Here is a 13,333-nt window from a genome sequence, read left to right on the forward strand (position 1 = left end):
TTTGAATGCGTCAACTTGGCATAACTTCCTTGACCAATGCACATCTTTCAATGTGTGATCAAAGTTATAGGGTCAAGCCGCACGAGCAATTAGTATCAGTTAGCTTAACGCATTACTGCGCTTCCACACCTGACCTATCAACGTCCTGGTCTTGAACGACTCTTTAGGGGGCTCAAGGCCCCGGCAGATCTCATCTTGAAACGAGTTTCCCGCTTAGATGCTTTCAGCGGTTATCTCTTCCACACTTAGCTACTCGGCAATGCCACTGGCGTGACAACCGATACACCAGAGGTGTGTCCACTCCGGTCCTCTCGTACTAGGAGCAGGCTTCCTCAAATCTGCAGCGCCCACGGAAGATAGGGACCAAACTGTCTCACGACGTTTTAAACCCAGCTCACGTACCTCTTTAAATGGCGAACAGCCATACCCTTGGGACCGGCTACAGCCCCAGGATGAGATGAGCCGACATCGAGGTGCCAAACACCGCCGTCGATATGAACTCTTGGGCGGTATCAGCCTGTTATCCCCAGAGTACCTTTTATCCGTTGAGCGATGGCCCTTCCATACAGAACCACCGGATCACTATGTCCTACTTTCGTATCTGCTCGACTTGTCAGTCTCGCAGTTAAGCACGCTTATGCCATTGCACTATTATCACGATGTCCGACCGTAACTAGCGTACCTTCGAACTCCTCCGTTACGCTTTGGGAGGAGACCGCCCCAGTCAAACTGCCTACCATGCACTGTCCCCGATCCAGATAATGGACCTAGGTTAGAACCTCAAACACACCAGGGTGGTATTTCAACGTTGGCTCCACGAGATCTAGCGACCTCGCTTCAAAGCCTCCCACCTATCCTACACAGATCTGTTCAAAGTCCAATACAAAGCTACAGTAAAGGTTCATGGGGTCTTTCCGTCTTTCCGCGGGGAGATTGCATCATCACAAACATTTCAACTTCGCTGAGTCTCAGGAGGAGACAGTGTGGCCATCGTTACGCCATTCGTGCAGGTCGGAACTTACCCGACAAGGAATTTCGCTACCTTAGGACCGTTATAGTTACGGCCGCCGTTTACTGGGACTTCAATCAAGAGCTTGCACCCCATCATTTAATCTTCCAGCACCGGGCAGGCGTCACACCCTATACGTCCACTTTCGTGTTTGCAGAGTGCTGTGTTTTTATTAAACAGTCGCAGCCACCGATTTTTTGCAACCCCGTTGGGCTCCCTCTGTTCGAGTTCACCTACTTGGGGCATACCTTCTCCCGAAGTTACGGTATCAATTTGCCGAGTTCCTTCTCCTGAGTTCTCTCAAGCGCCTTAGAATACTCATCTCGCGCACCAGTGTCGGTTTGCGGTACGGTCAATGACAAGCTGAAGCTTAGTGGCTTTTCCTGGAAGCAGGGTATCACTCACTTCAGGTGCAAGCACCCTCGTTATCACCCCTCATCTAAGCCCGGCGGATTTGCCTACCGAGCACGACTACAGGCTTGAACCAACATATCCAACAGTTGGCTGAGCTAACCTTCTCCGTCCCCACATCGCACTTGTCATCGGTACAGGAATATTGACCTGTTTCCCATCAGCTACGCATCTCTGCCTCGCCTTAGGGGCCGACTCACTCTACGCCGATGAACGTTGCGTAGAAAACCTTGCGCTTACGGCGAGGGGGCTTTTCACCCCCTTTAACGCTACTCATGTCAGCATTCGCACTTCTGATACCTCCAGCAGGGTTTACACCACCACCTTCACAGGCCTACAGAACGCTCTCCTACCACTTGCAATAAATTGCAAATCCGCAGCTTCGGTAACTGGCTTAGCCCCGTTACATCTTCCGCGCAGGACGACTCGATCAGTGAGCTATTACGCTTTCTTTAAATGATGGCTGCTTCTAAGCCAACATCCTGACTGTTTTAGCCTTCCCACTTCGTTTCCCACTTAGCCAATTTTAGGGACCTTAGCTGGCGGTCTGGGTTGTTTCCCTCTTGAGTCCGGACGTTAGCACCCGGTGCTCTGTCTCCCAAGCTGTACTCATCGGTATTCGGAGTTTGCCTTGGTTTGGTAAGTCGCCATGACCCCCTAGCCAAAACAGTGCTCTACCCCCGATGGTAATACTTGAGGCACTACCTAAATAGTTTTCGGAGAGAACCAGCTATTTCCAAGTTTGTTTAGCCTTTCACCCCTATCCACAGGTCATCCGCTAATTTTGCAACATTAGTCGGTTCGGACCTCCAGTACCTGTTACGGCACCTTCATCCTGCCCATGGATAGATCACTTGGTTTCGGGTCTACACCCAGCGACTGATCGCCCTATTCGGACTCGATTTCTCTACGGCTTCCCTATTCGGTTAACCTTGCCACTGAATGTAAGTCGCTGACCCATTATACAAAAGGTACGCAGTCACCCCTTTCGAGGCTCCTACTTTTTGTAAGCATGCGGTTTCAGGATCTATTTCACTCCCCTCCCGGGGTTCTTTTCGCCTTTCCCTCACGGTACTTGTTCACTATCGGTCAATGATGAGTATTTAGCCTTGGAGGATGGTCCCCCCATATTCAGACAGGATTTCTCGTGTCCCGCCCTACTTGTCGTTAGCTCAGTACCACACATTTGTTTTCGCATACGGGACTATCACCCACTATGGTCGGCCTTTCCATGCCGCTTTGCTAACAATTGTGCTATCACTAACAGGCTCTTCCGATTTCGCTCGCCACTACTTTCGGAATCTCGGTTGATGTCTTTTCCTCGAGCTACTGAGATGTTTCAGTTCACCCGGTTCGCCTCGCATGACTATGTATTCATCATGCGATACCCCTAAGGGTGGGTTTCCCCATTCAGAAATCTCCGGATCAAAGCTTATTTGCCAGCTCCCCGAAGCTTATCGCAGGCTTTCACGTCTTTCGTCGCCTATCATTGCCAAGGCATCCACCACATGCTCTTATTCACTTGACCCTATAACTTTGAACTCTCTTGCGAGACTCCATCGTTGTTTTCAAGGAATGTCTGTCAGGTCTTTCACCTGACGCGTTATGCCGTAAATGAATAATTCCTCAACACAGGATGTTGCCATCCAATATCAAAAGAACAATTCGTCTTTACTTGAATTTCAAACGTCGTTTGAATATTCGTTTTGACGCAATCAAAAAATTGTCACCAGGGGCACGGTCCGCACTAAACCTTTACGAATGTGCGGTTTCCCCTGGCAACTCTGATTCGACTCTATGAATTTTTAAAGAACAGCCGTGTGTCTTGCGACACTTGTTAATCGATCAATATCAATCAACACAAAAAAAGCCTTTCGCACAACCATGCAAAGCCTCTTTTGTTTTGAATGAGATCAAAACCTTTGATAAGTACTATCTAGATATTGGTGGAGGATGACGGGATCGAACCGACGACCCCCTGCTTGCAAAGCAGGTGCTCTCCCAGCTGAGCTAATCCCCCGTTGTCTTACCCTTGGCGCCTTTCAGCACCTGCCTTCAGAAGGATTGGTGGGTCTGGTTGGTCTCGAACCAACGACCCCTGCGTTATCAACACAGTGCTCTAACCAACTGAGCTACAGACCCAAGTCGTTGCTCAACAACCAGGCTTTATGCCCAAGCCGTCAGCGACTTGCCTTCCAACAACCGATAAGTGTGAGCGTTCAATTTAGATTGCAGTTTCCAGAAAGGAGGTGATCCAGCCGCACCTTCCGATACGGCTACCTTGTTACGACTTCACCCCAGTCACGAACCCCGCCGTGGTAATCGCCCTCCTTGCGGTTAGGCTAACTACTTCTGGCGAGACCCGCTCCCATGGTGTGACGGGCGGTGTGTACAAGACCCGGGAACGTATTCACCGTGACATTCTGATCCACGATTACTAGCGATTCCGACTTCACGCAGTCGAGTTGCAGACTGCGATCCGGACTACGACTGGTTTTATGGGATTAGCTCCCCCTCGCGGGTTGGCAACCCTTTGTACCAGCCATTGTATGACGTGTGTAGCCCCACCTATAAGGGCCATGAGGACTTGACGTCATCCCCACCTTCCTCCGGTTTGTCACCGGCAGTCTCATTAGAGTGCCCAACTGAATGTAGCAACTAATGACAAGGGTTGCGCTCGTTGCGGGACTTAACCCAACATCTCACGACACGAGCTGACGACAGCCATGCAGCACCTGTGTTACGGTTCTCTTTCGAGCACGAAGCTATCTCTAGCGACTTCCGTACATGTCAAAGGTGGGTAAGGTTTTTCGCGTTGCATCGAATTAAACCACATCATCCACCGCTTGTGCGGGTCCCCGTCAATTCCTTTGAGTTTCAACCTTGCGGCCGTACTCCCCAGGCGGTCAACTTCACGCGTTAGCTTCGTTACTGAGTCAGTGAAGACCCAACAACCAGTTGACATCGTTTAGGGCGTGGACTACCAGGGTATCTAATCCTGTTTGCTCCCCACGCTTTCGTGCATGAGCGTCAGTACAGGTCCAGGGGATTGCCTTCGCCATCGGTGTTCCTCCGCATATCTACGCATTTCACTGCTACACGCGGAATTCCATCCCCCTCTACCGTACTCTAGCTATGCAGTCACAAAGGCAGTTCCCAGGTTGAGCCCGGGGATTTCACCTCTGTCTTACATAACCGCCTGCGCACGCTTTACGCCCAGTAATTCCGATTAACGCTTGCACCCTACGTATTACCGCGGCTGCTGGCACGTAGTTAGCCGGTGCTTATTCTTACGGTACCGTCATGAGCTCCTAGTATTAATAGAAACCTTTTCGTTCCGTACAAAAGCAGTTTACAACCCGAGGGCCTTCATCCTGCACGCGGAATGGCTGGATCAGACTTGCGTCCATTGTCCAAAATTCCCCACTGCTGCCTCCCGTAGGAGTCTGGACCGTGTCTCAGTTCCAGTGTGGCTGGTCGTCCTCTCAGACCAGCTACAGATCGTTGGCTTGGTGAGCCTTTACCCCACCAACTACCTAATCTGATATCGGCCGCTCCAATCGCGCGAGGTCTTGCGATCCCCCGCTTTCATCCTTAGATCGTATGCGGTATTAGCGTAACTTTCGCTACGTTATCCCCCACGACTGGGCACGTTCCGATATATTACTCACCCGTTCGCCACTCTCGAGGGGTTGCCCCCTCTACCGTTCGACTTGCATGTGTAAAGCATTCCGCCAGCGTTCAATCTGAGCCAGGATCAAACTCTATAGTTCGATCTTGATTTTTTTTGGTCTTTCGACCAACTCATAAATTGGAATCGACGTGGTTATCATCTCTGATTTCCACATCTTTTTTACTTCATGAGCGTTTGTTAGCTAATTAAAGCTAAGTTCCGAAGAACTTGGCAATCACCATCAAACGCCCACGCTTATCGGCTGTATATTTTTAAAGAACCCAGGCAACTCTCGCCGCCTTTTCTTGCCTCGCTGCGATCAGCGAAGCCTTCCATTGTATCACGCTTTTGCGCTTTCTTTAAAAGATTTTTTGATGTCTTCTAAAGAAAACGCCCCACCGAACGGTGAGGCGTTTTGGGCTGTTAGAAGCCTGACGATGTCCTACTTTCACACGGGAACCCGCACTATCATCGGCGCTAAGTCGTTTCACTGTCCTGTTCGAGATGGGAAGGAGTGGGACCAACTTGCTATGGTCATCAGGCATAACTTGTTGTCATCTTGACATCAGTCAAGACAACGAATTCATAGAGTTTCGAATCAGATTTTAAGCTTGCGCTTGGGTCTTTCGACCTTTTTTGAATGCGTCAACTTGGCATAACTTCCTTGACCAATGCACATCTTTCAATGTGTGATCAAAGTTATAGGGTCAAGCCGCACGAGCAATTAGTATCAGTTAGCTTAACGCATTACTGCGCTTCCACACCTGACCTATCAACGTCCTGGTCTTGAACGACTCTTTAGGGGGCTCAAGGCCCCGGCAGATCTCATCTTGAAACGAGTTTCCCGCTTAGATGCTTTCAGCGGTTATCTCTTCCACACTTAGCTACTCGGCAATGCCACTGGCGTGACAACCGATACACCAGAGGTGTGTCCACTCCGGTCCTCTCGTACTAGGAGCAGGCTTCCTCAAATCTGCAGCGCCCACGGAAGATAGGGACCAAACTGTCTCACGACGTTTTAAACCCAGCTCACGTACCTCTTTAAATGGCGAACAGCCATACCCTTGGGACCGGCTACAGCCCCAGGATGAGATGAGCCGACATCGAGGTGCCAAACACCGCCGTCGATATGAACTCTTGGGCGGTATCAGCCTGTTATCCCCAGAGTACCTTTTATCCGTTGAGCGATGGCCCTTCCATACAGAACCACCGGATCACTATGTCCTACTTTCGTATCTGCTCGACTTGTCAGTCTCGCAGTTAAGCACGCTTATGCCATTGCACTATTATCACGATGTCCGACCGTAACTAGCGTACCTTCGAACTCCTCCGTTACGCTTTGGGAGGAGACCGCCCCAGTCAAACTGCCTACCATGCACTGTCCCCGATCCAGATAATGGACCTAGGTTAGAACCTCAAACACACCAGGGTGGTATTTCAACGTTGGCTCCACGAGATCTAGCGACCTCGCTTCAAAGCCTCCCACCTATCCTACACAGATCTGTTCAAAGTCCAATACAAAGCTACAGTAAAGGTTCATGGGGTCTTTCCGTCTTTCCGCGGGGAGATTGCATCATCACAAACATTTCAACTTCGCTGAGTCTCAGGAGGAGACAGTGTGGCCATCGTTACGCCATTCGTGCAGGTCGGAACTTACCCGACAAGGAATTTCGCTACCTTAGGACCGTTATAGTTACGGCCGCCGTTTACTGGGACTTCAATCAAGAGCTTGCACCCCATCATTTAATCTTCCAGCACCGGGCAGGCGTCACACCCTATACGTCCACTTTCGTGTTTGCAGAGTGCTGTGTTTTTATTAAACAGTCGCAGCCACCGATTTTTTGCAACCCCGTTGGGCTCCCTCTGTTCGAGTTCACCTACTTGGGGCATACCTTCTCCCGAAGTTACGGTATCAATTTGCCGAGTTCCTTCTCCTGAGTTCTCTCAAGCGCCTTAGAATACTCATCTCGCGCACCAGTGTCGGTTTGCGGTACGGTCAATGACAAGCTGAAGCTTAGTGGCTTTTCCTGGAAGCAGGGTATCACTCACTTCAGGTGCAAGCACCCTCGTTATCACCCCTCATCTAAGCCCGGCGGATTTGCCTACCGAGCACGACTACAGGCTTGAACCAACATATCCAACAGTTGGCTGAGCTAACCTTCTCCGTCCCCACATCGCACTTGTCATCGGTACAGGAATATTGACCTGTTTCCCATCAGCTACGCATCTCTGCCTCGCCTTAGGGGCCGACTCACTCTACGCCGATGAACGTTGCGTAGAAAACCTTGCGCTTACGGCGAGGGGGCTTTTCACCCCCTTTAACGCTACTCATGTCAGCATTCGCACTTCTGATACCTCCAGCAGGGTTTACACCACCACCTTCACAGGCCTACAGAACGCTCTCCTACCACTTGCAATAAATTGCAAATCCGCAGCTTCGGTAACTGGCTTAGCCCCGTTACATCTTCCGCGCAGGACGACTCGATCAGTGAGCTATTACGCTTTCTTTAAATGATGGCTGCTTCTAAGCCAACATCCTGACTGTTTTAGCCTTCCCACTTCGTTTCCCACTTAGCCAATTTTAGGGACCTTAGCTGGCGGTCTGGGTTGTTTCCCTCTTGAGTCCGGACGTTAGCACCCGGTGCTCTGTCTCCCAAGCTGTACTCATCGGTATTCGGAGTTTGCCTTGGTTTGGTAAGTCGCCATGACCCCCTAGCCAAAACAGTGCTCTACCCCCGATGGTAATACTTGAGGCACTACCTAAATAGTTTTCGGAGAGAACCAGCTATTTCCAAGTTTGTTTAGCCTTTCACCCCTATCCACAGGTCATCCGCTAATTTTGCAACATTAGTCGGTTCGGACCTCCAGTACCTGTTACGGCACCTTCATCCTGCCCATGGATAGATCACTTGGTTTCGGGTCTACACCCAGCGACTGATCGCCCTATTCGGACTCGATTTCTCTACGGCTTCCCTATTCGGTTAACCTTGCCACTGAATGTAAGTCGCTGACCCATTATACAAAAGGTACGCAGTCACCCCTTTCGAGGCTCCTACTTTTTGTAAGCATGCGGTTTCAGGATCTATTTCACTCCCCTCCCGGGGTTCTTTTCGCCTTTCCCTCACGGTACTTGTTCACTATCGGTCAATGATGAGTATTTAGCCTTGGAGGATGGTCCCCCCATATTCAGACAGGATTTCTCGTGTCCCGCCCTACTTGTCGTTAGCTCAGTACCACACATTTGTTTTCGCATACGGGACTATCACCCACTATGGTCGGCCTTTCCATGCCGCTTTGCTAACAATTGTGCTATCACTAACAGGCTCTTCCGATTTCGCTCGCCACTACTTTCGGAATCTCGGTTGATGTCTTTTCCTCGAGCTACTGAGATGTTTCAGTTCACCCGGTTCGCCTCGCATGACTATGTATTCATCATGCGATACCCCTAAGGGTGGGTTTCCCCATTCAGAAATCTCCGGATCAAAGCTTATTTGCCAGCTCCCCGAAGCTTATCGCAGGCTTTCACGTCTTTCGTCGCCTATCATTGCCAAGGCATCCACCACATGCTCTTATTCACTTGACCCTATAACTTTGAACTCTCTTGCGAGACTCCATCGTTGTTTTCAAGGAATGTCTGTCAGGTCTTTCACCTGACGCGTTATGCCGTAAATGAATAATTCCTCAACACAGGATGTTGCCATCCAATATCAAAAGAACAATTCGTCTTTACTTGAATTTCAAACGTCGTTTGAATATTCGTTTTGACGCAATCAAAAAATTGTCACCAGGGGCACGGTCCGCACTAAACCTTTACGAATGTGCGGTTTCCCCTGGCAACTCTGATTCGACTCTATGAATTTTTAAAGAACAGCCGTGTGTCTTGCGACACTTGTTAATCGATCAATATCAATCAACACAAAAAAAGCCTTTCGCACAACCATGCAAAGCCTCTTTTGTTTTGAATGAGATCAAAACCTTTGATAAGTACTATCTAGATATTGGTGGAGGATGACGGGATCGAACCGACGACCCCCTGCTTGCAAAGCAGGTGCTCTCCCAGCTGAGCTAATCCCCCGTTGTCTTACCCTTGGCGCCTTTCAGCACCTGCCTTCAGAAGGATTGGTGGGTCTGGTTGGTCTCGAACCAACGACCCCTGCGTTATCAACACAGTGCTCTAACCAACTGAGCTACAGACCCAAGTCGTTGCTCAACAACCAGGCTTTATGCCCAAGCCGTCAGCGACTTGCCTTCCAACAACCGATAAGTGTGAGCGTTCAATTTAGATTGCAGTTTCCAGAAAGGAGGTGATCCAGCCGCACCTTCCGATACGGCTACCTTGTTACGACTTCACCCCAGTCACGAACCCCGCCGTGGTAATCGCCCTCCTTGCGGTTAGGCTAACTACTTCTGGCGAGACCCGCTCCCATGGTGTGACGGGCGGTGTGTACAAGACCCGGGAACGTATTCACCGTGACATTCTGATCCACGATTACTAGCGATTCCGACTTCACGCAGTCGAGTTGCAGACTGCGATCCGGACTACGACTGGTTTTATGGGATTAGCTCCCCCTCGCGGGTTGGCAACCCTTTGTACCAGCCATTGTATGACGTGTGTAGCCCCACCTATAAGGGCCATGAGGACTTGACGTCATCCCCACCTTCCTCCGGTTTGTCACCGGCAGTCTCATTAGAGTGCCCAACTGAATGTAGCAACTAATGACAAGGGTTGCGCTCGTTGCGGGACTTAACCCAACATCTCACGACACGAGCTGACGACAGCCATGCAGCACCTGTGTTACGGTTCTCTTTCGAGCACGAAGCTATCTCTAGCGACTTCCGTACATGTCAAAGGTGGGTAAGGTTTTTCGCGTTGCATCGAATTAAACCACATCATCCACCGCTTGTGCGGGTCCCCGTCAATTCCTTTGAGTTTCAACCTTGCGGCCGTACTCCCCAGGCGGTCAACTTCACGCGTTAGCTTCGTTACTGAGTCAGTGAAGACCCAACAACCAGTTGACATCGTTTAGGGCGTGGACTACCAGGGTATCTAATCCTGTTTGCTCCCCACGCTTTCGTGCATGAGCGTCAGTACAGGTCCAGGGGATTGCCTTCGCCATCGGTGTTCCTCCGCATATCTACGCATTTCACTGCTACACGCGGAATTCCATCCCCCTCTACCGTACTCTAGCTATGCAGTCACAAAGGCAGTTCCCAGGTTGAGCCCGGGGATTTCACCTCTGTCTTACATAACCGCCTGCGCACGCTTTACGCCCAGTAATTCCGATTAACGCTTGCACCCTACGTATTACCGCGGCTGCTGGCACGTAGTTAGCCGGTGCTTATTCTTACGGTACCGTCATGAGCTCCTAGTATTAATAGAAACCTTTTCGTTCCGTACAAAAGCAGTTTACAACCCGAGGGCCTTCATCCTGCACGCGGAATGGCTGGATCAGACTTGCGTCCATTGTCCAAAATTCCCCACTGCTGCCTCCCGTAGGAGTCTGGACCGTGTCTCAGTTCCAGTGTGGCTGGTCGTCCTCTCAGACCAGCTACAGATCGTTGGCTTGGTGAGCCTTTACCCCACCAACTACCTAATCTGATATCGGCCGCTCCAATCGCGCGAGGTCTTGCGATCCCCCGCTTTCATCCTTAGATCGTATGCGGTATTAGCGTAACTTTCGCTACGTTATCCCCCACGACTGGGCACGTTCCGATATATTACTCACCCGTTCGCCACTCTCGAGGGGTTGCCCCCTCTACCGTTCGACTTGCATGTGTAAAGCATTCCGCCAGCGTTCAATCTGAGCCAGGATCAAACTCTATAGTTCGATCTTGATTTTTTTTGGTCTTTCGACCAACTCATAAATTGGAATCGACGTGGTTATCATCTCTGATTTCCACATCTTTTTTACTTCATGAGCGTTTGTTAGCTAATTAAAGCTAAGTTCCGAAGAACTTGGCAATCACCATCAAACGCCCACGCTTATCGGCTGTATATTTTTAAAGAACCCAGGCAACTCTCGCCGCCTTTTCTTGCCTCGCTGCGATCAGCGAAGCCTTGAATTATGACACAGTTTTTAGTGCTGCGTCAAGTTTTTGAAAATTTCTTAGATCACCAAGATCATTCCATCAACCTCTTCGCTACTCTTGTTTGGCTTCTTTCGAAAACTTCATTTGTGTGCAGCGAAGCCCTCGATTATGGCACAGCTTTTTAGGCCTTGGCAAGTTTTTTGAAGGCTTTGTGGAAGTTTCGTGCTTCCTCACCCGGATAATGGGTCCATGGCTTTACTTACACTCTTGAACGCGTCCTTGGCTTTTGGCCATGTCGCACTCCTCGATCACGCTGACTTCTCTTTAGAGACGACTGAGCGCATCGGCTTGATTGGTCGCAACGGCACAGGCAAATCGTCCCTACTCAAAATATTGGCGGGCATGGAGCGCCCAGACGACGGCAATCTGCATGTGCAGCAAGGTGTTCGCATCGCTTATGTAGCGCAAGAGCCCCAGCTCATGCCTGAGCACACTATCTTTGAGTCTGTGCGCGAGGGTTTGGCAGAAGTCGTGCAATGGATTGACGACTACACGCACAGTCGTGGCGACTTGGACACACTGCAAAGCCAAATCGAATCTCGCGATGGTTGGGGCTGGGAGCAACGGCTGGACGAAACCCTGCAGCGCCTGCAATTGGACCCCAATGCGGTCGTGCAATCGCTGTCCGGCGGTATGCGCAAGCGTGTGGCCTTGGCACAAGCCTTGGTGACCCGTCCAGACGTGCTCTTACTAGATGAGCCGACCAACCATTTGGATCTGAACGCGATCACCTGGCTGGAAGACCTGTTGATCGACTTCAAGGGCAGCGTGATCGCCATCACCCACGACCGGGCGTTTCTGGACCGCATTGCGACTCGGATCGTCGAACTGGACCGCGGCAAACTGCGCCCCTACCCGGGCAATTACGCCGCCTACCAGTTGCAAAAAGAAGAGCAACTCGCCCAAGAAGCCGTGATTCAGGCCAAAGCCGACAAGTTGCTGGCCCAGGAAGAGATTTGGATCCGCAAAGGCGTGGAAGCGCGCCGTACCCGCAGCCAAAGCCGGATCACCCGGCTGCAAAACCTGCGCGGCGAGCGCGCTGCACGTCGTGAAAAAGTTGGCAACGTGAAAATGGAAGTCGCCTCGGGCGTGCCGAGTGGCAAGCTGGTGGCCGAACTGACCGATGTGAGCAAGAGCTTCACCCAACCTGATGGCTCGGTGCGCACCGTGATCCAGAAATTCACAGGAACCTTGCTGCGCGGTGACAAGATCGGCCTGCTGGGCCCCAACGGCGCAGGCAAAACCACCTTGCTCAAACTGATTTTGGGCGAACTCGAAGCCGACAGCGGTGAAGTGCGACGCGGCAGCAAACTCGAAGTGGCGTACTTTGACCAGATGCGCGACGCCCTGGACCTGAACGCCACACTGGAAGACTTCATCAGCCCCGGCAGCGAATGGATCGAGATCGGCAACAAGCGCCAGCACGTCAAGAGCTATCTGGGCGACTTTTTGTTCTCGCCCGCACGCGCCACATCGCCTGTGCGGTCTTTGTCGGGTGGCGAGCGCAACCGTCTGCTGCTGGCCCGCTTGTTCGCCCGCCCGGCCAACGTGTTGGTGCTGGACGAACCAACCAACGACCTGGACATCGAAACCCTGGAGCTGCTCGAAGAGCTGCTGCAAACCTACGAAGGCACCGTCTTCCTGGTCAGCCACGACCGTGCCTTCATGGACAACGTGGTCACCGGCATCATCGCCTGCGAAAGCGCACCGGACCAGCCCGGCTTCTGGCGCGAATACGAAGGCTCGGTGCAAGACTGGCTGATCCAATCACAACGCAGCCAAGCGATTCGTGCCCAAGCCGCGCAACGCAGCGGCAACACGGTTGTGGCCGCAGCACCTGCGGCAGCTGTTGTCGACACACCTGCTGCGGCCCCCGCTCGCAGCAAGCTCAGCTACAAAGAACAACGCGAACTGGCAGAGTTGCCCGCCAAGATCGAGTCCCTGGAAAAAGAACAAGCTGAAGCCCGTGCACAACTGGCCGACGGCAGCATCTACCAACGCGACCCGGGTCTGGCACAGAAGCTGTTCAAGCGCGACGCCGAGATTGACGACGTGTTGCTGGCCGCCATGGAGCGCTGGGAAATCCTGTCCGCACGCTGAGCCCAGGCCCGAGGGCCGAACACCCACCGGAGCAGTTCAGCCTATCAAAA

1 protein-coding gene, 4 tRNA genes and 5 rRNA genes are annotated in these 13,333 nt (G+C 51.6%); 1 reads left to right on the forward strand and 9 read right to left on the reverse strand.

Annotated elements, in window-relative coordinates:
- Positions 1 to 68 precede the first annotated feature (68 nt).
- The 9 genes from ACZ5SR_RS15360 to ACZ5SR_RS15400 form a co-directional block, all read right to left on the reverse strand.
- Positions 69 to 2,948 (reverse strand): 23S ribosomal RNA (locus ACZ5SR_RS15360).
- 416 nt (positions 2,949 to 3,364) lie between these two features.
- Positions 3,365 to 3,440, reverse strand: a tRNA-Ala gene (locus ACZ5SR_RS15365).
- Between the two features lie 45 nt (positions 3,441 to 3,485).
- A tRNA-Ile gene (locus ACZ5SR_RS15370) sits at positions 3,486 to 3,562 on the reverse strand.
- A 100-nt stretch (positions 3,563 to 3,662) separates the two neighbouring features.
- Positions 3,663 to 5,193 (reverse strand): 16S ribosomal RNA (locus tag ACZ5SR_RS15375).
- 329 nt (positions 5,194 to 5,522) lie between these two features.
- Positions 5,523 to 5,635 (reverse strand): 5S ribosomal RNA (gene rrf, locus ACZ5SR_RS15380).
- 161 nt (positions 5,636 to 5,796) lie between these two features.
- Positions 5,797 to 8,676 (reverse strand): 23S ribosomal RNA (locus ACZ5SR_RS15385).
- Between the two features lie 416 nt (positions 8,677 to 9,092).
- A tRNA-Ala gene (locus ACZ5SR_RS15390) sits at positions 9,093 to 9,168 on the reverse strand.
- A 45-nt stretch (positions 9,169 to 9,213) separates the two neighbouring features.
- Positions 9,214 to 9,290 (reverse strand) — tRNA-Ile (locus ACZ5SR_RS15395).
- 100 nt (positions 9,291 to 9,390) lie between these two features.
- Positions 9,391 to 10,921: ribosomal RNA gene (locus ACZ5SR_RS15400) — 16S ribosomal RNA — on the reverse strand.
- The 16S, 23S and 5S rRNA genes sit together here with 4 tRNA genes alongside, the layout of an rRNA operon.
- A gap of 451 nt (positions 10,922 to 11,372) precedes the next feature.
- On the opposite strand from ACZ5SR_RS15400, the gene ACZ5SR_RS15405 reads away from it, so the two are divergent.
- The gene (locus ACZ5SR_RS15405) at positions 11,373 to 13,283 is read left to right on the forward strand and encodes an ATP-binding cassette domain-containing protein (protein WP_464449484.1); all 1,911 of its coding nucleotides are present in this window, start codon (positions 11,373 to 11,375) and stop codon (positions 13,281 to 13,283) included.
- Positions 13,284 to 13,333 lie beyond the last annotated feature (50 nt).

Source organism: Limnohabitans sp. TEGF002 (assembly GCF_055395845.1).

Excerpts from the sequence above, each read along its gene's own strand:
- ACZ5SR_RS15405 (WP_464449484.1), top strand. The coding sequence starts at position 11,373 with ATGGCTTTACTTACACTCTTGAACGCGTCCTTGGCTTTTGGCCATGTC.